Origin of the sequence: Streptomyces rectiviolaceus (genome assembly GCF_039533825.1) — a bacterium.
In the GTDB taxonomy this organism is placed as follows: Bacteria; Actinomycetota; Actinomycetes; order Streptomycetales; family Streptomycetaceae; genus Streptomyces; species Streptomyces rectiviolaceus.
In genome coordinates this window covers 68,578-86,529 of sequence record NZ_BAAAUG010000162.1, presented here as the reverse complement: position 1 = coordinate 86,529, position 17,952 = coordinate 68,578, and the positions used below count along the sequence as shown (strand labels likewise).

The window sequence follows — 17,952 nt, the reverse complement described above, 5'->3', positions numbered from 1 at the left end:
TGCCACGCCGGGCAGCCACGGCACCGCCTGCGGGACGGCCGCGGCGACGGCCGTGTCCGGGTGGCCGAGCAGCAGCCCGGCCGTCTCGCGGTCCGCGCCGACCCAGGTGTCGAGCCTGCTGCGCCACAGCGGCCCCCGCTCCGCGATCGACGCGAGGACCGGAGCCGTGTCCTCGTCGAAGCCCCGTACGAACCGGGCGTAGGCGTCCCCCGCCCCCGCCACGAACGGTTCGTCGTTGACCGTGTAGAGCCACTGTGCCGCGTGCACCAATTGCAGCTCGCGTCCCAGCGCACTCGTCGCCGTTGTCACCCGCCACCTCCGTCATCGGATTCCCTCGGCAAGGTACGGGGCCTCATTAGAAGAACACTCGAACTGCCGATTTCCGTATCCACCGTTCCTCAAGCAGCGCCCGATCCACGGGAACTACCTTGAGGGCCCACCGGACTCCAGCAAGGTGATAAGGACCCCTTATGCCAGAGCACCGTCAGCAACGGGCGCTCCGAATGGGCGTGATCGGTTGCGCGGACATCGCCACCCGCCGGATACTGCCCGTTCTCGCCGCGCACGACGACGTCGACCTCGTCGCGGTGGCCAGCCGCAGCCAGGCGAAGGCCGAGCGCGTAGGAGCCGCCTTCGGCTGCCGGGGAGTGGCGGATTACGCCGCGGTCATCGACCGGGACGACCTCGACGCCGTCTATATTCCGCTGCCGCCTGGTATGCATCACGAGTGGGCGCTGCGGGCATTGCGGGCCGGAAAGCACGTACTCGTCGAGAAGCCGATGTCGGATTCGTACGAGAACACGCTCGAGTTGATTTCGACCGCTGCGGAACTCGGACTCGTCCTCGCCGAGAACTTCATGTTCCTGCACCACTCGCAGCACGGTGCGGTCCGCGAGATGCTCGACCACGCGGTGGGTGAACTGCGCGTGTTCTCGGGCTCGTTCGCCGTTCCGCCGCTCGCGCCCGATTCGTTCCGCTACCAGGCCGACCTCGGCGGGGGCGCGCTGCTCGACGTCGGGGTCTATCCGCTGCGGGCGGCCCAGCTGTACATGACCGGGGAACTCGATGTGCTCGGCGCCTGTCTGCGGATGGACGAGGCGACGGGCGTCGACGTGGCGGGCAGTGTGCTGCTGAGCGACGCCCGGGGAGCGACGGCCCAGTTGGACTTCGGCTTCGAGCATTCCTACCGGTCGACGTACGCGCTCTGGGGCGACCGGGGCCGGGTGAGCGTCCGGCGCGCCTTCACGCCCCCGGAGCAGCTGAAGCCGGTGGTCAGGATCGAGCGGCAGGACGAGGTGGTCGAGCGGTCGCTGCCCGAGGACAGCCAGGTCGTCAACGCCATCGACGCCTTCGTCCGGGCGGCCCGCGCGGGCCAGGACCTCGGCAGCGACACATCGGCGACCCTGCGGCAGGCCGGGCTCGTGGACCACGTACGCCGTGTCGCGCGGATCGTCGACGGGCCCGCGGCCGGGCACCACGAGCGTGAACTCCTCGGCGAGGGCGCGGGCCTCGGCTGAGCGAGCGGGAGCGACGCGGTGGGCGGGGCGGAGTATCGCCCCGCCCACCGCGTCGTCGTCACCGCCGGTCCAGGACCTGCCGCAGGACGCCGTCGAGCACGGCGGTGGCGTCGGGCGCCCGTTCGTCGGTGCGCCAGGCGACGATGCCGTCAGGCCGGACCAGGCTCGCCCCGGCCTTGCCGATGCCGTAGCGGTCGGGCACCCCGTTCTCCGGGTCGGTGAAGTCCGTGCCGACCCGGTGGACCCGGACGGGGACGCCCAGTTCCGCGGCCGCCGTCCGCGCCGCCGTGCTCCAGTCCTCACCCAGCTCACCCGCCAGGAGCGCCCAGTCGTCGCCCGTCAGGTCGACGGTGGACACCCGTTCGCCGGCGCGCCGCACCCAGACGTGCGGTGCGCGGAAGCCGGGCCGGCCGCTCGGGGTCAACGGGTTCTCCACCCGCGCCGGGTCGTCGTCCGTGGCCAGGACAGCGGCGGAGCGGCAGCGGAAGCCGAGCAGCGTCTCGGCGTAGCCCACCGACTTGTCCCACACGTCCGCCATGTCGGGCGCCATCCGCTGGGCGTACAGGGCGAGCGCCTCGGCCACGACGAGCTCCGCCGCGACCTTCCGCTCGTCCTCGTAGGTGTCGAGGAGTCCGGGCCCGGCCTGTCCGCGCAGCACCGCGCCGAGCTTCCACGCCACGTCGAAGCCGTCGCCGACGGCCGCGTTGCCGCTCATGCCCCCGGTCGGCGGGGTCACCTTCGCGGCGTCCCCGACGAGGAAGACCCGTCCGTCGCGCCAGCGTTCGGCGATCCGTGCGGCCATCTCCCAGCTCTGGATGTCGACGAGTTCGGGCGTCAGCTCCGGGGCCTCGAGCGCGAGCCGGATGAGTTCGGTGCAGCGCTCCGGGGTGAAGTCCTCGGGGCTCTGACCCTTGTCGGGGTCGTACTCGACGAAGAAGGTGTGCCGGCCGGGTTGGTCGGTCGGCCCGAAGGTGCCGGTGAACTGGGGGTGGTGGAGGTAGTACCAGCCGGTGGTGCCGGGCTCCATGATGCCGGAGAGGTCCGCGTCGAAGATGATCCCGACCATGAGCGTCAGCGTGCCGTGCCCGTACCGCTCGATGCCCAGCGCCTCGCGGACGGGGCTGCGGTTGCCGTCGGCGGCCACGAGGTACCGGGCGCGCAGCTCGTACTCGCCGTCGGGGCCGCTCAACACGGCCGTCACGCCGTCCGGGTCCTGCCGGAAGGACCGGAGTTCGGTGGCGAAGCGGATGCTGCCGCCGTGCCGTTCCATCTGGGTCAGCAGGATCGGCTCCACCTTGTCCTGGGACAGCATCGCCCAGCCGGCGGGCGTACAGGGCGCGGTGGCGGCCACCATGTCGGAGAAGCTCTCCGAGACGGTTCTGAGCACCTCGCCCCGGACGCTCTGGGCAAGCCGGATGACGAAGTCGCCGTGCGCGCCCCGGATGTCGTCGGCGCGGGTCACCTCGTCGGCCACGCCCCCGATGCGCAGCAGCTCCATCGTCCGGGGGTTCTGCCCGGCGGCCCTGGGGTAGGGCGAGAGGCCCGGCCTCCGTTCCACCACCAGCACCCGGACGCCCTGCCGGGCGAGGAACATCGCCGTCGACAGGCCGCCGAGGCCCGCTCCCACCACCAGGACGTCCGCTTCATGGTCGTTCATGTCGCTCCTCACTGGTCCTTCCATGTCCGCTGTCATGTCCGTACGCCGACGAACAGGCCGCGGCCTGACGGCGATTCGGGCAGGTACTCGACCGTGAAGCCGGCCTGCCGGAACGCCTCCTCGTACTGCGCCCGGCCGAAGAGCGAGATGACGTGCGTATCGACGAAGTGCCGGGCACCCGCGGCCGGTTCGGCGACCACGAAGTGCACGTCCATGTGCGAGGCCGCGCCCCGGCGGGCCGAGTGCGAGACGCGGGAGATCGTCGTCCCGTCGACGGTGACGACATCGGCGGACACATGTCCCTCCGTGAACGTCTCGTCGAACCACCAAGGATCGACGACAGCGACCCCACCGGGCTCCAGGTGCGCGCCGAACGCCCGCAACGTCAGGGTGAGTTCCGCCTCCGACTCCATGTAGCCGATGGACCCGAACATGCACGTCACCACGTCGAAGGTGGTGCCGAGGCGGAACTGCCGCATGTCGCCCGGGTGGACGGCCACGCCGGGCAGCGCGGCGCGTGCCGCACGCGCCATCGGCTCGGACAGTTCGAGGCCCTCCGCATGCTCGAAGAGGGTGGTGAAGTGCCGCAGGTGGGCACCGGTCCCGCACGCGACGTCGAGCAGTCGCGCGGCGCCCGGCCTGCGTTCGCGGGCGACGGCGGCGACCGCCTCGGCCTCGGCGCGGTAGTCCTTGCCCCGCTCGCGGTGGACCAGGTCGTAGACCTGGGCCAGGTCCGTTCCGTACATCGTGTGACCCGCCCCCTTCCTGTCCTTCGTTTCCCTCGTGTCCGTCGTGTCCGTCGTGTCCTTCGTGTCCTTCACCGCGCGGGGCGGGCGTGGCCGAGGATGGCCTCGGCCAGCGGCCCGTGGACCGACGACGGCAGGGCGTGGCCCATGCCCGGTATCTGCACCAGGCGTGCCGTGGGAATGAGCCCGGCGAGGTGCTTGCCGTGCGGCGCGGGCGCGATGGGGTCGTGCTCCGCCTGGATGACCAGGGTCGGCACGGTGACGTCCCGCAGGTCGGCCGCCCGGGACGGCGGCGGCAGCGTCAGGGAGTAGTGCGCGTACGGTTCGGTGATGACCCCGCCCGCGTGGTCGATCGCCCGCTCCTCCCACCGCGCGTACTCGTCGTCGTCGAACGGCACGGCCGTCCCGGAGAGGATGCGCCACTTGCTGACCCGTTTGGCGACCTCGGCCGCGCGGTCCTCCGCGGGCCTTGTCATCAGGGCCAGGGCGTCCAGGAAGGGCTGCTGGGGGCCGGGGAGCCCGTCCGGCGTGGGTTCGCCGCGCATGGCGCGCTCGATGTTGCCGTCGAAGTCGATGTCGAGTCCGCCACCGAGCATCATGGTCAGAGCGCTCAGCCGGTCGTGGTGGTTGAGGGCGATGACCTGAGCGATCGTCGCCCCCATCGAAAGGCCGACGACATGCGCCCTCTCGATGCCCCAGCCGTCCAGGACCGCGACCGCGTCAGCGGCCAACTCGTCGATGCCGTAAGGGTTCTCCGCGAAATCGCGGGTCGTGGAACGGCCGGTGTCGCGGTGGTCGTAGCGAATGACGTGGCGTCCGCCGTCGGCGATGCGCCGGGCGAACTCGTCGGGCCAGCCGAGGGCGGAGAGGTTCCCACCCATGACGAGCAGCACCGCGGGGTGCGACGGGTCACCGAAGTCGTCGCTCCACAGTTCCACGTCCCCGCTGGGCACCATGCGTTCGGACATGTGTCTACTCCTCTGCCGGGGTGGGCTGTTCGGGGGCGCGGAGGAACTCCAGGACGGAGAAGTCGAACGGGAGGATCGGTGACCCGCTGGTGCGTTCCGACGCCAGGGCGAAGCCGACGGAGGAGACCAGCCGGACCACCTCGTCCCGGGTGCGCACCCGGCCTCCCATGAAGGTCAGCATCCGCAGGTCCAGGAGGGTGCTGAAGAAGCGGTCGGCGCCGTCCGCCTCGACGTCCGCCCGGTCCATGACCAGCAGCCTGCCGCCCGGTTCCAGGGACTCGGCGCACCGCCGCAGGATCGCCCGCGCGTCGTCGTCGGACCAGTTGAGCAGGACGAACGAGAGGATGACGGCGTCGGCGGTGACGGGCAGCGGCTTGAAGAAGTCGCCGTCCACGACCGTGACGCGGTCGGTGAGACCGGCTTCCGCGAGCTTGCGCCTGGCCTGTTCCGCGGGGCCGGACAGTTCGAGGAGGGTGGCCCGCACGTGCGGCGCCGTCCGGACTATCTGCGCGAGCAGGGCGCCGTTGCCGCCGCCCGCATCGAGGACGTGGTGTACGCCGGACCAGTCGTACGCGGCGACCGGTGCTTCGTAGGCCGCGTTGTCGTCGCAGGACATGAGCGCGTCGAAGGAGTCGGCAAGGTCCTGGTCGGCGGAGAGGTCCTCCCAGAACGGCCGCCCGTACAGGCCCGGGTAGGCAGGACGGCCGGTGCGTACCGTGTCGAGGAGCCCGGTGAAGGCGAGGTCGGCGCGGGCCACGGCTCCGTTCAGGTCCATCCAGGCCCGCTGCTGCGCCGGGTGGTCGTCGGCGAGGAGCAGTCCGACGCCGGTGGCGCTCAGCGGCGTGCCGTCGTCACCGCCCTGAAGGACTCCGGTGACGACCAGGTGGCGGACGAGGCGGGCGAGGGTCGGGGCGTGCGTGCCCGTACGGGCGGCGAGTTCGTCGACCGTACGGGCGCCGTCCTGGATGTGGTCGACGAGACGGAGCGTGGCCGCGGTCCTGACGGCCATGGGGGTCACGAGGTTGCCGAGCTGCTTGAGCAGCACGTCGAGGTCACTGTTCTCGGGCCGCGCGGCGGCCGGGTCGGCAGCGGCCGGGTCGGGTTCCGTGGGTGTTGCGCTCACCTTGTTCCTTTCCTGGGACGGCGGGGGTGCGGGGCGCGCACCTGGTCAGGGCCGCCAGCCCTGCTCCGTGGGCCAGGGCTCGCCGAGCTGGCGGTACGTGCCGAGGTAGTCGGGCCAGTCGCGGTGGTCGCGGATCTTCCCGTCGACGATCCGGATGAGGTGGATCTGCTCACCGGAGAACTTCCGTCCGGTGGCGGGTATCCCGACGAGATCGCCCACCTGGCGCCCGTAGAGGGCCAGTTTGGCCCGGACCCAGTCGCCGTTCTCCTCGTAAACGGTCTCCTCCAGATAGGCCTCCTCTGAGAATGTGAGTTTCAGCCACTTGACGGCGAGTGCGAATGCTTCGGGGCCGCGCAGTTCCGGCATGTGCTCCAGGGCACCGGGGTTGAGGTACTCCTGGTGAATGAATTCGGCCACGTCGTCGACGTTTCCGGTGTTGTAGGCGTTCACCATTCGGCGAACAATGTCGATCCGGTCGCTCATGTCCGGTCTCCTCATCGCGTCGGTCCGTGGTGAGTTCATCCTTCCTGCGGGAACTGCTCACAACAATGCTCATTCGCAGTGCCTCGACGGAGTGCCGAGCCGTGTTCGACCAGGCGCCGAGCGCCTTCCGACCCATTCCCAGGAGCAACTGGACAGGGTTATCTGGTCGGCTCGTAAATATTCGGAGGAAACACATGGACAGAACCGCGTACAAGTCGGCCGTCACGGAGGCGTTCAACGACGCCGCGGCCGAGTACGACCAGTTGGGCGTCGAATTCTTCACGCCTATGGGCCGCAGACTGGTGGAGCGGGTCGCACCCAAAACCGGACAGCGGGTGCTCGACGTGGGGTGCGGCCGGGGCGCGGCGCTGTTCGTGGCGGCGGAGCGGGTCGGGCCGTCCGGGCACGCCCTCGGCATCGACATCGCGCCGGCCATGGTGGAGGAGGCACGCCGGCGGGCCGTCACGCTCGGCGTCGAACACGTCGAGGTGCGGGTCATGGACGGCGAGCGTCCCGATCTGCCCGAGGCCTCGTTCGACGTGGTGACCGGCAGCTACAGCGTGATCTTCCTGCCCGACGCGCCTGCCGCGCTCGCCCTGTACGCGCGCCTGCTGCGCCCCGGCGGGCGGATCGCCTTCACGAGCCCGGTCTTCACGGACGACACGTTCCCCTTCCTGCCGCCGGTGTTCACCGATCTGATCCCGCAGCGGCTGCTTCGCAACCTGCCGCCGGACTGGCAACCGGAGGCCCTGAAGCGGAGGTTCAACAGCTGGCTCGGGGACACCGAAGAGCTGAACCGCACGATGGTCCGCGCCGGGTTCGAGGACGTGTCGATCACCGATGAGCACGTCGGTCTGACCGCGCCGGACGGCACCACGTGGGTGGACTGGACCCACACCCAGGGCATGCGGTTGCTGTGGCAGCACCTTCCGGCGTACGAGAGCGAGCAGTTGCGCAAGCGGCTGATCACGGAGCTGGACAAGCTGCGCGGCGACGGCCCGCTGCGCCTGCCCACGCCGGTCCGGTACGTAGAGGCGTCGGTCGCGGCCTGAGCGGACTCCGGGCCCGGGGCCGTGCCGCGGAACGTACGGAGCCCGGCCCTCCGACCCGGGCCGGGCTCCGCACGGTTTCAGTAGACGCGCGCCGCTCCCGACGACGACATCCGGACTATGTCCCCGGTCGGCCTGCGCAGGCCGCCCTGGGCATCGATCGCCTCCGCGTTGAGGATGGAGCGGTGCAGCTGCTGCGCCAACGGGCCGGGGTCGAGGCCCAGATGGTTCACCAGGTTCACGCGCAAACGCTGGAACACCTCGAGGGCCTGTGCCCGCCGGCCGTTGAGGTAGAGGGCTCGCATGTACTGGATGTGCAGTCCCTCGTGGTACGGATTGTCGGCGGTCAGCGCCGCCAACTCGGTGAGCACCTCGCGATACATCCCCAGTCGCAGCTGGGTGTCGACGAGGTACTCCAGGACCACAAGGCGGGACTCCTCGAACTGCTGGCGCCGCCCCTCCAGGATGCTCCCCACGACGACGTCGACGAGCGCGGGCCCCCGCCACAGCTGAAGTGCGCTGGAGAGAGTGGACAGAGCGGTCTCGTCGTCGCCGGACGACAGCGCCCTGCGTCCGTCGGCGACGAGCTGGTGGAACCGGTGGACGTCCAGATCCCCGCGGTTGATCCGGAAGAGATAGCCACCGGACCGGGTCACGAGCATCTCGGCCGCGACCTCGCTGGTGTCCATCCCGGTCGCCGACGCCAGCAGCTTGCGCAGGTTGAGGATGTAGGTCTGCAGCGTGGTCAAACAGCTGACCGGTGGGTTCTCGTCCCACAGTTCACGTATCAGCGACGACACGGGCACCACCTGATCGGCGTGCACGAGCAGCGTCGCCAAAACACTCCGCATTTTCGGTGCGCTCGGAGTGTGTAGTTCATCTTCGACTTGCACCGAAAGAGGGCCTAAAACACCCAGATTCACAGCAGTTTCTCCCCCATCGATCACGGTTCGCCTATGTGGTCGTGAGTATCAACGTCTCAGATGCGACGCTTGTTCCGAGGCGGAACACGGAACGGAATCGCGCCATTTTTTGGCACCCTTGAACACCGCACCTCGCGATTTTCGGCACCTTAGAACACCGCACCTCGCGACAGAAATCAGACACACTCGGCTTCTGTCGCGCCGGCCGTCAGCCCGTGGTCAGCGGATTTACGACGGCAAGAAACTGGCTGGGGGTTTTGACGTCCGCGAGGGCCTCCTCGGGTATCTCGACGCCAAATTCATTGGACACTCGGGCGGTGGCCTCCAGAAGGGCAAGAGAATCATAGCCGAGCGCCGTGAACTCCGTGTCGATTTTATCCTCTCCACCCATGGCCTCCTCCTCTCCCGCGCACTCCCGCAAGATGGCGAAAAGCCTTTCACTTGTCAGTCGCTCCGCCACGTTCTTCCTTCCCTGGTGCTCCTCGTACGCGGACCGCCGACGCGGTCACACGATCAACGTTGGGCAACTACGGTCAAGCGTGGTCACTAAGGTCACCCTATGATCACTCGATTCACTCCTACTTGAGAACCGGTCGAGCCGACGCACACTAGGCCGAAATCCGCCCACCGCCTCGTATCCCAGTCGATATTCGCCGGACGATTCTTGTTCCACGGGGACACCTCCACTTAATGTCACGGACAATGCCAGAGCCAAGGAGGAAGCATGAAAGGGATTATCCTGGCGGGCGGTTACGGGAGCCGCTTACAACCGATCACCCTCGCCGTGTCGAAACAATTGCTCCCCGTCAATGACAAGCCGCTGATCTACTACCCCGTGTCGGCCCTGATGCTGGCCGACATCCGGGACATCCTGATCATCGCCCTGCCCGAAGACATCCCGCAGCTGCACAGACTGCTGGGTGACGGCAGCCACTTGGGGATATCCCTCACCTACGCGGAACAGCCCGTGCCCAACGGACTTGCGCAAGCGTTCATCACGGGCGCCGACCATATCGGCGACGAATCGGTCGCCCTTGTGCTCGGCGACAACATCTTTCACGGGAACGGCTTCTACGACCTCCTGCTCCAACACAGACAGAACCTCGAGGGCTGCGTCCTCTTCGGATATCCGGTCACCGACCCCGAACGCTACGGCGTGGGAGAGGTCGACGAATCGGGACGGCTCGTCTCCCTGGAGGAAAAGCCCGAGAAACCCCGGTCGAATCTGGCCATCACCGGTCTCTATCTCTACGACAACGACGTCGTGGAGATCGCCCGGCAAGTACGCCCTTCGGCGCGCGGAGAACTGGAGATCACCGACGTCAACCGGACCTATCTCGCGGCCGACCGCGCCAGACTCGTCACGTTCGGCCGCGGATTCGCCTGGCTCGACGCCGGTACTCCGCAGTCGCTCCTGCAGGCCGGCCACTACGTGCAGACTCTCGAGGACCGGCAGGGAGTGCGGATCGCCTGCCTGGAGGAGGTCGCCCTGCGCATGGGATTCATCGACGCCGACGCGTGCCACCGGCTCGGGGCGAAACTTTCCCGATCCGGGTACGGCGAGTACGTGATGGCCGTGGCGAGCGAGCTGGGCGCCTGACACCGCCTGCGTACGAGAGTTGCCGGCGGGCGGCGGCCACCGCCGGCAACTCGTTCCCGGCCCGTCACCCCGCTCCGAGCCGGGCCACCTGTTCGCCGGTGAGCGAGAGGTCCGCCGCGGCCATGTTCGACCGGAGATGGGACACCGATGACGTGCCGGGAATCGGCAGCACCACCGGCGACCGGTGCAGCAGCCAGGCGAGGGCCACTTGCGTGGTTGTCGCGCCCGTCTCCGCGGCAACCCGCGCCAGGGCACTGTCCGGCGCGGGCCTTGCCGTACCCGAAAGCGGCTTCCACGCGATGAAGGCGATGGCCTGCCGCTCGCAGTGGTCGAGAACGTCCTCGTACCGCCGGTCGTACAGGTTGTACTTGTTCTGCACGCTCACCACGTCGACGACGCTCCGGGCCCGCTCCAGCTGTTCCACGGTCACCTCCGAGAGGCCGATGTGCCGGATCTTGCCCTCGTCCTGGAGCTGCTTGAGGGCTCCGACCTGGTCCTCCAGCGGAACCTGCGGGTCCACGCGGTGCAGCTGGAAGAGTTCGACACACTCGAGCCGGAGCCGGCGCAGGCTCAACTCGGCCTGCTGGCGCAGGTAGTCGGGCCTGCCGAGCGCCCGCCACTGGTGCGGGCTCGGCCTGACCTCGCCCGCCTTGGTGGAGATGACCAGGCCCGGCGCGTACGGGTGCAGCGCGGCGGCGAGCAGTTCCTCGTTCGCACCGAGGCCGTACACGTCCGCGGTGTCGATGAACGTCGCCCCCAGCTCGACCGCGCGCCGAGCCACATCGGCCGCCTTGTCCGGCCGGGCGGGCGGACCCCAGTGGTGGGGTCCGGTGAGTCGCAACGCCCCGAATCCGAGCCGTCCGACGGTGAGTTCCTTTCCCAGGTTGATGCGCGTGCTGACGGCTCGGACGGGGATCACTGCGACGGTCCTTCCGGTGGATCGGGCGGATCGGGTGGATCGGGTGGATCAGGGTCAGGGAAGCTGCACGGAGAGCGGGTGGCGGAAGACCCCGCGGGGGTCCCACTCCGCCTTCACCCGCTGGAGGCGGCGGTAGCCGTCCTTGTAGTAGAGGGTCTGCCAGGGCACCCCCGAGGTGTTCCACCGCGGGTCGGCCATGTCGAGGTCGGGGTAGTTGATGTAGCAGCCGTCGTGGTCGTCATTGGGTACCGGAACGCCGCCGGTGTCACCGAAGATGTCCCGGTACATCTCCCGCATCCAGTTCAGGTGCTGGTCGTCGAGCGCCGGGTCCTTCCAGGTGGCCGAGATCCAGGACTTGAGGATCGAGTCCCGCTGCGGCAGGGCGGTGGCGTCGGACGCCACCGTGTTGATCTTCCCGCCGTACGAGTAGAGGTCCACGGCTCCCCAGCCGTCGAACCGCTGATCGGTCAGGTGCTTGTGCACGACGGCGATGCGTTCGGGCGTCCAGGCCCGCCTGATGTACGCGCTCTTCGACTTGGACCGGTCGTATCCACCGGTGTCGTAGCGGGCGCCGATGGTGGCCTGGAGCCAGAGCTCCTCCTGGTGCTCGACGGACGGCTGGAGGCCCATCTGCTCGTTGACGGCCATGACGTACTGGTCGATGAGCTTGCCGGCGTCGGACCGACCTCCGTCGAAACGTGCCTCGAGGCTCACGGTGCCGGTCGCGTGGGTGTTGAGGTGCAGCGTGCTGTAGAGGCTGCCGTAACGCGGGTCGTCGCCGTTCTCCTCGTACCACCGCTGGAAGTTGGTGACGAGCCGGGTGAACTTCTCCAGGTCGAGATCGGCCCAGGCCCAGGTCACGAAGGTGGTGCGGAGCTTGGTGGGCGGCTTGGGCAGCAGGTTCGACGGGTCGTCGCCACCGGCGCCGGGGGTGCGGAACAGATACCGCGTGACGATGCCGAAGTTGCCGCCGCCGCCTCCGGTGTGGGCCCACCACAGCTCGCGGTTCGGGTCGTCCGGCCGCCGGGTCGCGGTCACCGTGCGGGCCCGGCCCGACCGGTCCACGACCACGACCTCGACGCCGTAGAGGTGATCGACGATGGTTCCGTCACGACGGCTCAGCGGTCCGTACCCTCCCCCGGCGACATGGCCGCCGACGCCGACCTGCGGGCAGACCCCTCCGGGCAGGGTGACCCCCCACTCGTAGAACAGCGTGCGGTAGACCTCGCCCAGGGTGGCGGCGGGTTCCACCGCGAACGCCCGGTGCTTCTTGTCGAAGTACACGGCGCGCATCGGCGAGGTGTCGATGATTTCCTGGACGTCGTCGTTGTCGACGAAGTTCTCGAAGCAGTGCCCGCCGCTGCGGACGGTGATCTGCTTGCCGGCCTTCACGGCGGCCGTCAGGACGTCGGCGATCTGCCGGGGCGTGTGGACGACGTGGACGCGCTCGGGAGCCGCGACGAAACGGGCGTTGAACCCCCTGCTCACCAGTTCGTCGTACCGGGGATCGTCGGCGCCCACGGTCTTGACCTTCGGCGGCGAAATGTCATGTTCGTTCTGACTCACAAGAAACACCCAACCCTTCGATGATGAGCACGAATGGGTGGAACGGCACAGCACGTCGTCCCCCCGTGGACGCGGTACGGCTCCCCTGCCGCCCCGCGCCTGACAGCCCCGGTCACACCGAGGCCTCACAACTACCGCAGACTCCCCCAAGTGCCGCCGTCACCGCCGCACAGGCGGAGGCAGCAGCCCGCACCACGCTATACTACAATTTGAGTAACACCCTCGTTTCTCGCTCAACGGGAGTGTCACGAAAGGGAGTTGGGGCAGAAGCGGCCACGGTCGGCCGCTGTGCCTGACGCGCGGGAACGGCCAGGAACAGACAGCGCCGGACAGGGGATAATGCAGGACCACCCCGCCCCGCGCCGAGGAGACCGAAATGGGCAGCAAGGCCGATGCCGCGGTCGCCACCAAGCTGGACGGCCGCGTCGAGCGCGGCAATCAGACCCGGCGCCTCGTCCTGCGCCGCACGGTCGACATCGCGTCGGTCGAGGGCCTGGACGCGCTGTCGGTCGGCCGTATCGCCACCGAGCTGAAGCTCAGCAAGAGCGGGGTCTTCGCGCTCTTCGGCTCCAAGGAGGAGCTGCAGCTCGCGACCATCCGCGCGGCGGGACGCATCCACCTGGACAACGTGGTGGAACCCGCCATGAAGTCCCCGCCCGGCCTCGGCCGGGTAGGGCGGCTGTGCGCGCGCTGGCTCGACTACTCGGAACAGCGGGTCTTTCCCGGCGGCTGCTTCTTCTACGGCGCGATCGCCGAGTTCGGCGCCCGCGAGGGGGCGGTGCACGACGCACTGGTCCGCGCCGACCGCGCCTGGACCGGCCAGGTGGAGCACTGCCTGGCCGAGGCCCGCGACACCGGCGAACTGCGCCCGGACACCGATGTGCCCCAGCTCGCCTTCGAGCTCATCGCCCTCATGGAGACGGCCAACGCGCAATCGGTGCTGCACGGCGAACCGGACGCCTACCGCAGGGCGGGTGTCGCCGTCACGGCGCGGCTGCGCGCGGCGGCGACGGACCCGACGCTGGTGCCCCAACTCCCCTGAGATCCGCACCGATTGGATTCCGGACGGACCCGACAAACAAGTAGCACGACCGTTCGTTTAGATTTAAGCTCGTCGCATGCCTTCACCGATCCTGCGATCGATCACGCGTACGCCGTGGCAAGCGGGCCCCGAGGCGCACGCGCCGGGCCCGGTCCTGGTGAGCGTCACGGAGTTCACCGCCGACCGTCACCACCAGACCCTCCCGATCGCCCTGTCGGGGCTGCGGCTGCGCCGGAGCTGGCCGAAGACGCCCGGCGCCGTCGGCATGTGGCTCTGGCTCGACCCGTGGCGAAGACTCTCGGGATCCGTCTCGGTCTGGACGGGTGAGCGGTCGCTGTACGCGTTCGTCGGGCGCCCCGACCACCTACGGATCGTCCGCGCGCACCGGGACCGGGGCGCGACGCGCGCCACCGCCTGGACGACGGACCGGCTCGACCCCGATGCCGTCTGGGCCGCCGCACACGCCCTGCTCACCGACCCGACTCCCTGGCCGGACACGGCCGTTCACAGCCCGGAAGGACCGTGAGGACAACATGACCGACCTCATCGCACTCGACCTCATCGCACTCGACCGCACCGCCGTCCAGGAATCGCTCCGCGTCCTGCGCGCCGCCCGCGACGACGACTGGGAACGCCCCTCGCCCTGCGCCGGCTGGACGCTGCGCGACCTGGTGGCGCACATGACCGCACAGCACCACGGGTTCGCGGCGGCGGCGCGGGGCGCGGGCGCCGACCGTACGTACTGGATCGAACCGCTTCCCGGCCCCGATCCGTTCAAGCTCTACGACGAGTCGGTCCGTCACGTCCTTGCCGCGTTCGCCGAAGAGGGCGTCGTGGAGCGGGGGTTCACGCTTCCCGAGATCGGCGGGACGTTCCCGGGACGGATCGCCGTCGGCTTCCACTTCCTGGACTACGTGGTGCACTCCTGGGACGTGGCGACGACCGTCGGCGTCGGTCTCGATCTCCCCGGGCCCGTCGTCGAGGCCGCGCTCGACATCGCCCGCCGGGTGCCGAAGGATCCCGAACGCCGAGGTCCCGGGGCCGCGTTCGCTCCGGTCAGGCCCACGCCACAGGACGCGTCCCCGCTCCAGGAGATGCTGGCTCTCCTGGGACGGTCGCCGAAGCCGCACACCGGCGAGGCAAAGCGTTGAACATCACGCACGCCTCTTCCGTATCTCCCGGTACCAGGAAGTAGCTTGCCCCCATGGCAGGTTGACGGGCAGGGAGGCACGGCACATTGCGGCGCATCAACGGCACGGCTCTGATCATCGCGGCACTCGTGGCCACACTGGGCGCGCTCGCGTTCCCCATGTGGTCCTACGCAGACCGTTCGGGCACGGGGCCCGCCAATCTGGCCGCCGGGTCGGTGGCCACGCAGTGGGGCCCGCTGTCCGCGGCCGACCGCGATCTCCTTGTGAAGGTGCGGCTCGCGGGCCTGTGGGAACTGCCCGCGGGCCAGCAGGCCGTCGAGCGGGCGCCGACCGAGGCGATCAAGGAGGCCGGTGACCATCTGATCGTCGGCCACACGGACCTCGACAAGCGGGCCCGTGCGGTCGCGGCGCAGCTCGGCGTGGAGCTGCCGAACCAGCCCACCGCCCAACAGCAGGGCTGGCTCCAGGAGCTGACCGAGGCCGAAGGCATGGAGTACCAGCGGAAGTTCGCGAATCTGCTGCGGGTCGCGCACGGCAAGGTGTTCAGCGTGATCGCGCAGGTACGGGACAGCACCCGCAACACGCTGATACGGCAGCTGGCGAGCGACTCCAACCAGACGGTCCTCGACCACATCACGATGCTGGAGGCGACCGGACTCGTCGACTTCGACGACATCGCGAACGGCGGCGCCGCCACCGCCACGGCCAGCCCCAGCGGTCCTCCCCCGCCCTCCGGCGTCGCTCCCCCGGAGCCACCGCCGGCCGGCCCGACCGGCGATGTGTCCACCACGTCCAGGCCCTCTCCCGCACCGCCCGGAGCGGTCAACACGGACCGGCCGGAACCTCAAATGTAGCTCTGAACGTCCCTCCTCAGGGGTTCGGCCGCGTCTGTCGGGGCCATGACCCCTGCACACGTTCACAAGACACGAGCACGACGCGGGGTCTTGGCGGAGGAGGGGGAACATGAAGCACCTGGGGACCGGAATCGGGTGGCGTCCGGAGATCGCGGACGCCGTGGAACGGATGCCCGGCATCGACTGGGTCGAGGCTGTCGCGGAGAACCTGTGCCCCGGGCACCTCCCCGATTCCCTCCTGCGGCTGCGCGAGCGCGGCGTCACGGTGGTGCCGCACGGCGTCTCGCTCGGCCTCGGCGGCGCCGACCGCCCCGACGAGACCCGCCTCGCCGCGCTGGCCGAGCGTGCGGAGGCGCTCGGCTCGCCGCTGGTCACCGAGCACATCGCGTTCGTACGCGCCGGGGGCCCGCTGACGGCTTCGCAGCCGCTGGAGGCGGGCCACCTGCTCCCGGTGCCGCGCACCCGCGACGCCCTGGACGTGCTGTGCGAGAACGTACGCATCGCGCAGGACGCGCTGCCGGTGCCGCTCGCCGTGGAGAACATCGCGGCGCTGATCTCCTGGCCCGGCGAGGAGATGACGGAGGGGCAGTTCCTCCACGAGCTGGTCGAGCGCACGGGCGTGCGCCTCCTCATCGACGTCGCCAACCTCCACACGAACCACGTCAACCGCGGCGAGGACCCGGCCAAGGCCCTGGACGAGCTGCCGGTCGAGGCCATCGCGTACGTCCATGTCGCGGGCGGCTTCGAGCGGGACGGCGTCTGGCACGACAGCCACGCGCACCCGGTCCCCGAGCCGGTCCTCGCGATCCTGTCGGACCTGGCCTCACGGGTGTCCCCGCCGGGCGTCCTCCTTGAGCGGGACGAGAACTTCCCGGCGCCGCGGGAGCTGGAGCGGGAGCTGGACGCGATACGGGAGAGGGTGCGGACGAAGGCACCGGTCGCCGGTGAGTGCGTCACCGTCACGGCGAAGGCCGCCGATGGAGCCGCCACCGCCACGGAGTCGGCCCGCCAGCGTCTCGCCCTCGCGCAGACCGCGCTCCTGTCCGCGCTCGTCGCGGGGACGCCCGCGCCCGAAGGGTTCGACCGGGCCCGGCTGACCGTGCAGAGCCGGGCGCTGACCGGCAAGCGGGCGGACGTCGTGGCGAAGGTGGCGCCCGAGCTGCCCGAGATTCTCGGCAAGGCCTACCGCGCCGAGTTCTCCTCCTACGCCCAGGCCCGGCCGATGTCCGGCGGATACCGTCGTGACGCGCTGGACTTCGCCGAGCGGCTGCTGCTCGCCGGGCAGCCCGAGAACGCGGAAGCGCGCGGCCGGCTCACCCAGTGGTGGCTGGAGCGGTCCGGACCCGCGCCGCTGGACGCGCGGCCAGTCACACGATGGCTGAGGGCGGCGCGCTTCGCGCTGCGACGAGGATAGGGGGCGGCTGCCGTGGAGATCCTGTCCATCTGTTTCGCCCTACTGGTCGCGGCCTCGTCGGCCGGTCTCCTCGTCGGCGTCTCCCGCATCCGACAGGCCGCGCCCGCGCAGCCCGACGCACGGCACGGCGCCGTGTTCGACCCCCTGGAGGCAGCCTTCCTCGCGGGCGGACCCGGCCGGGTCGCCGACGCCGCCATCGCGGCCCTGCACGAGGACGGGCGCCTGGTCGTGGCATTCCCCGGCATCGTCGCCATCCAGTCGACCGAGGTCCGCAACCCGGTGGAGGACGCGGTGCTCCAGGCCCAGGCCTCGGCACCGAGCAGCGCCCTGCACTGGCTGCGCATCGGCGTGATGCGCAGCCCCGCCGTCCAGGCACTCGGCGACACCCTGGCCCGGCGCGGCCTGATGGTGCGGCCCGAGGCCCTGGACCGCCTGCGGCGCCAAAAGATCCGGCACAACGCCCTGATCTTCACCGGGTTCTTCCTCGTCATCGGCGTCATCGCCGTCGAGGACGGCGACGGCCCCTCATGGGACCCCGTCAGCACGTCGACGATCCTCCTGATCGCGGCCTGGCTGAGCGGCGCCCTGATCGGCCAGCTCTGCAGCCGCGCCACCCGCACCAGGTTGACCGCCACGGGCCGTACCGCCCTCGCGGAGTACCGCGCCGCGGGCGCGCACCTGTCCGGCGCGGCGCACCGCGTGGCGGTGGAAGGCCTGGTCGGCGTGCTCGCCCCCGACCTGCGCGCACAGCTGCAGGCCGCGCACCGCGTCCGGCCGGGGCGCACGTCGGGGACATCCTCGTCGTACGCGAGCTCCGGGACCACCATCGCGTGGTGCGGGGGCGGCGGAGGCAGCTCGGCGTGCGGCGGCTCCAGCTGCGGGGGTTCCGGCGGCGGGGGCTGCGGCGGAGGCGGAAGCAGCGGCGGCGGCTCCTCCTGCG

General features: G+C 70.0%; 17 protein-coding genes and 2 pseudogenes. 9 read left to right on the top strand and 10 right to left on the bottom strand.

The annotated features are described in order from the left end of the window. A pseudogene (locus ABD378_RS36445) lies at nucleotides 1-309 on the bottom strand (hypothetical protein); the annotation flags it as partial. Between the two features lie 194 nt (nucleotides 310-503). Between ABD378_RS36445 and ABD378_RS36440 the strand changes: the two are divergent. Beyond that, nucleotides 504-1,517 (top strand): Gfo/Idh/MocA family protein, encoded by a 1,014-nt coding sequence (locus ABD378_RS36440; protein WP_425583941.1) that lies wholly within the window; start codon nucleotides 504-506, stop codon nucleotides 1,515-1,517. A 58-nt stretch (nucleotides 1,518-1,575) separates the two neighbouring features. Here the strand turns inward: ABD378_RS36440 and rdmE are convergent, their stop codons facing one another. From rdmE to ABD378_RS36415, 5 genes are all read right to left on the bottom strand, one after another. Beyond that, nucleotides 1,576-3,174 carry an aklavinone 12-hydroxylase RdmE gene (gene rdmE / locus ABD378_RS36435; protein WP_344528312.1) on the bottom strand — a complete coding sequence of 533 codons (1,599 nt, stop codon included), beginning with the start codon at nucleotides 3,172-3,174 and terminating at the stop codon, nucleotides 1,576-1,578. Between the two features lie 32 nt (nucleotides 3,175-3,206). Continuing rightward, entirely contained in the window at nucleotides 3,207-3,920 is a 714-nt protein-coding gene (locus ABD378_RS36430) for a class I SAM-dependent methyltransferase (protein ID WP_344528310.1), read from the bottom strand. Between the two features lie 71 nt (nucleotides 3,921-3,991). After that, nucleotides 3,992-4,888 carry an anthracycline biosynthesis tailoring methylesterase RdmC gene (gene rdmC, locus ABD378_RS36425; RefSeq protein ID WP_344528308.1) on the bottom strand — a complete coding sequence of 299 codons (897 nt, stop codon included), beginning with the start codon at nucleotides 4,886-4,888 and terminating at the stop codon, nucleotides 3,992-3,994. A 4-nt stretch (nucleotides 4,889-4,892) separates the two neighbouring features. Continuing rightward, nucleotides 4,893-6,011 carry a methyltransferase gene (locus ABD378_RS36420; RefSeq protein WP_344528306.1) on the bottom strand — a complete coding sequence of 373 codons (1,119 nt, stop codon included), beginning with the start codon at nucleotides 6,009-6,011 and terminating at the stop codon, nucleotides 4,893-4,895. Nucleotides 6,012-6,056: 45 nt separating this feature from the next. Continuing rightward, nucleotides 6,057-6,494 carry an ester cyclase gene (locus ABD378_RS36415; protein WP_344528304.1) on the bottom strand — a complete coding sequence of 146 codons (438 nt, stop codon included), beginning with the start codon at nucleotides 6,492-6,494 and terminating at the stop codon, nucleotides 6,057-6,059. Between the two features lie 194 nt (nucleotides 6,495-6,688). Here ABD378_RS36415 and ABD378_RS36410 point away from each other — a divergent pair, with 194 nt between their 5' ends. Continuing rightward, nucleotides 6,689-7,546, top strand: a complete 858-nt coding sequence (locus ABD378_RS36410; RefSeq protein ID WP_344528302.1) for a class I SAM-dependent methyltransferase — start codon at nucleotides 6,689-6,691, stop codon at nucleotides 7,544-7,546. A 77-nt stretch (nucleotides 7,547-7,623) separates the two neighbouring features. Here the strand turns inward: ABD378_RS36410 and ABD378_RS36405 are convergent, their stop codons facing one another. Further along, nucleotides 7,624-8,394: an AfsR/SARP family transcriptional regulator gene (locus ABD378_RS36405; protein WP_344528301.1), complete on the bottom strand. Its 771-nt coding sequence runs from the start codon at nucleotides 8,392-8,394 to the stop codon at nucleotides 7,624-7,626. Between the two features lie 280 nt (nucleotides 8,395-8,674). Further along, nucleotides 8,675-8,926 (bottom strand): acyl carrier protein, encoded by a 252-nt coding sequence (locus ABD378_RS36400; protein WP_344528299.1) that lies wholly within the window; start codon nucleotides 8,924-8,926, stop codon nucleotides 8,675-8,677. Nucleotides 8,927-9,190: 264 nt separating this feature from the next. Between ABD378_RS36400 and rfbA the strand changes: the two genes are divergently transcribed. After that, a complete protein-coding gene (gene rfbA, locus ABD378_RS36395; protein WP_344528297.1) occupies nucleotides 9,191-10,066 on the top strand; it encodes a glucose-1-phosphate thymidylyltransferase RfbA in 876 nt (291 codons plus the stop codon). Nucleotides 10,067-10,130: 64 nt separating this feature from the next. On the opposite strand, the gene ABD378_RS36390 is transcribed toward rfbA, so the two are convergent. Further along, nucleotides 10,131-10,985, bottom strand: coding sequence for an aldo/keto reductase (locus tag ABD378_RS36390; RefSeq protein ID WP_344528295.1), 855 nt, complete (start codon nucleotides 10,983-10,985; stop codon nucleotides 10,131-10,133). Between the two features lie 54 nt (nucleotides 10,986-11,039). Continuing rightward, complete coding sequence (locus tag ABD378_RS36385; protein ID WP_344528293.1) at nucleotides 11,040-12,551, bottom strand: FAD-binding oxidoreductase; 1,512 nt, start codon at nucleotides 12,549-12,551, stop codon at nucleotides 11,040-11,042. 376 nt (nucleotides 12,552-12,927) lie between these two features. On the opposite strand from ABD378_RS36385, the gene ABD378_RS36380 reads away from it, so the two are divergent. From ABD378_RS36380 to ABD378_RS36355, 6 genes and pseudogenes are all read left to right on the top strand, one after another. Continuing rightward, complete coding sequence (locus ABD378_RS36380; RefSeq protein ID WP_344528291.1) at nucleotides 12,928-13,593, top strand: TetR/AcrR family transcriptional regulator; 666 nt, start codon at nucleotides 12,928-12,930, stop codon at nucleotides 13,591-13,593. 76 nt (nucleotides 13,594-13,669) lie between these two features. Beyond that, nucleotides 13,670-14,119: a hypothetical protein gene (locus ABD378_RS36375; RefSeq protein WP_344528289.1), complete on the top strand. Its 450-nt coding sequence runs from the start codon at nucleotides 13,670-13,672 to the stop codon at nucleotides 14,117-14,119. A gap of 7 nt (nucleotides 14,120-14,126) precedes the next feature. After that, the gene (locus tag ABD378_RS36370; RefSeq protein ID WP_344528287.1) at nucleotides 14,127-14,744 is read left to right on the top strand and encodes a TIGR03086 family metal-binding protein; all 618 of its coding nucleotides are present in this window, start codon (nucleotides 14,127-14,129) and stop codon (nucleotides 14,742-14,744) included. An 86-nt stretch (nucleotides 14,745-14,830) separates the two neighbouring features. Continuing rightward, nucleotides 14,831-15,598 carry a DUF4142 domain-containing protein gene (locus tag ABD378_RS36365; protein ID WP_344528285.1) on the top strand — a complete coding sequence of 256 codons (768 nt, stop codon included), beginning with the start codon at nucleotides 14,831-14,833 and terminating at the stop codon, nucleotides 15,596-15,598. 109 nt (nucleotides 15,599-15,707) lie between these two features. After that, on the top strand, nucleotides 15,708-17,012 hold the full coding sequence (locus ABD378_RS36360) for an MbnB/TglH/ChrH family RiPP precursor modification enzyme (RefSeq protein ID WP_344528283.1): 1,305 nt from the start codon (nucleotides 15,708-15,710) through the stop codon (nucleotides 17,010-17,012). 12 nt (nucleotides 17,013-17,024) lie between these two features. Next, nucleotides 17,025-17,952, top strand: a pseudogene (locus ABD378_RS36355) (TIGR04222 domain-containing membrane protein); the annotation flags it as partial.

Coding starts and splice junctions, on each gene's coding strand:
- ABD378_RS36440 (WP_425583941.1), top strand. CDS start 504: ATGGGCGTGATCGGTTGCGCGGACATCGCCACCCGCCGGATACTGCCC.
- rdmE (WP_344528312.1), bottom strand. CDS start 3,174: ATGAACGACCATGAAGCGGACGTCCTGGTGGTGGGAGCGGGCCTCGGC.
- ABD378_RS36430 (WP_344528310.1), bottom strand. CDS start 3,920: ATGTACGGAACGGACCTGGCCCAGGTCTACGACCTGGTCCACCGCGAG.
- rdmC (WP_344528308.1), bottom strand. CDS start 4,888: ATGTCCGAACGCATGGTGCCCAGCGGGGACGTGGAACTGTGGAGCGAC.
- ABD378_RS36415 (WP_344528304.1), bottom strand. CDS start 6,494: ATGAGCGACCGGATCGACATTGTTCGCCGAATGGTGAACGCCTACAAC.
- ABD378_RS36410 (WP_344528302.1), top strand. CDS start 6,689: ATGGACAGAACCGCGTACAAGTCGGCCGTCACGGAGGCGTTCAACGAC.
- ABD378_RS36405 (WP_344528301.1), bottom strand. CDS start 8,394: ATGCGGAGTGTTTTGGCGACGCTGCTCGTGCACGCCGATCAGGTGGTG.
- rfbA (WP_344528297.1), top strand. CDS start 9,191: ATGAAAGGGATTATCCTGGCGGGCGGTTACGGGAGCCGCTTACAACCG.
- ABD378_RS36380 (WP_344528291.1), top strand. CDS start 12,928: ATGGGCAGCAAGGCCGATGCCGCGGTCGCCACCAAGCTGGACGGCCGC.
- ABD378_RS36375 (WP_344528289.1), top strand. CDS start 13,670: ATGCCTTCACCGATCCTGCGATCGATCACGCGTACGCCGTGGCAAGCG.
- ABD378_RS36370 (WP_344528287.1), top strand. CDS start 14,127: ATGACCGACCTCATCGCACTCGACCTCATCGCACTCGACCGCACCGCC.
- ABD378_RS36360 (WP_344528283.1), top strand. CDS start 15,708: ATGAAGCACCTGGGGACCGGAATCGGGTGGCGTCCGGAGATCGCGGAC.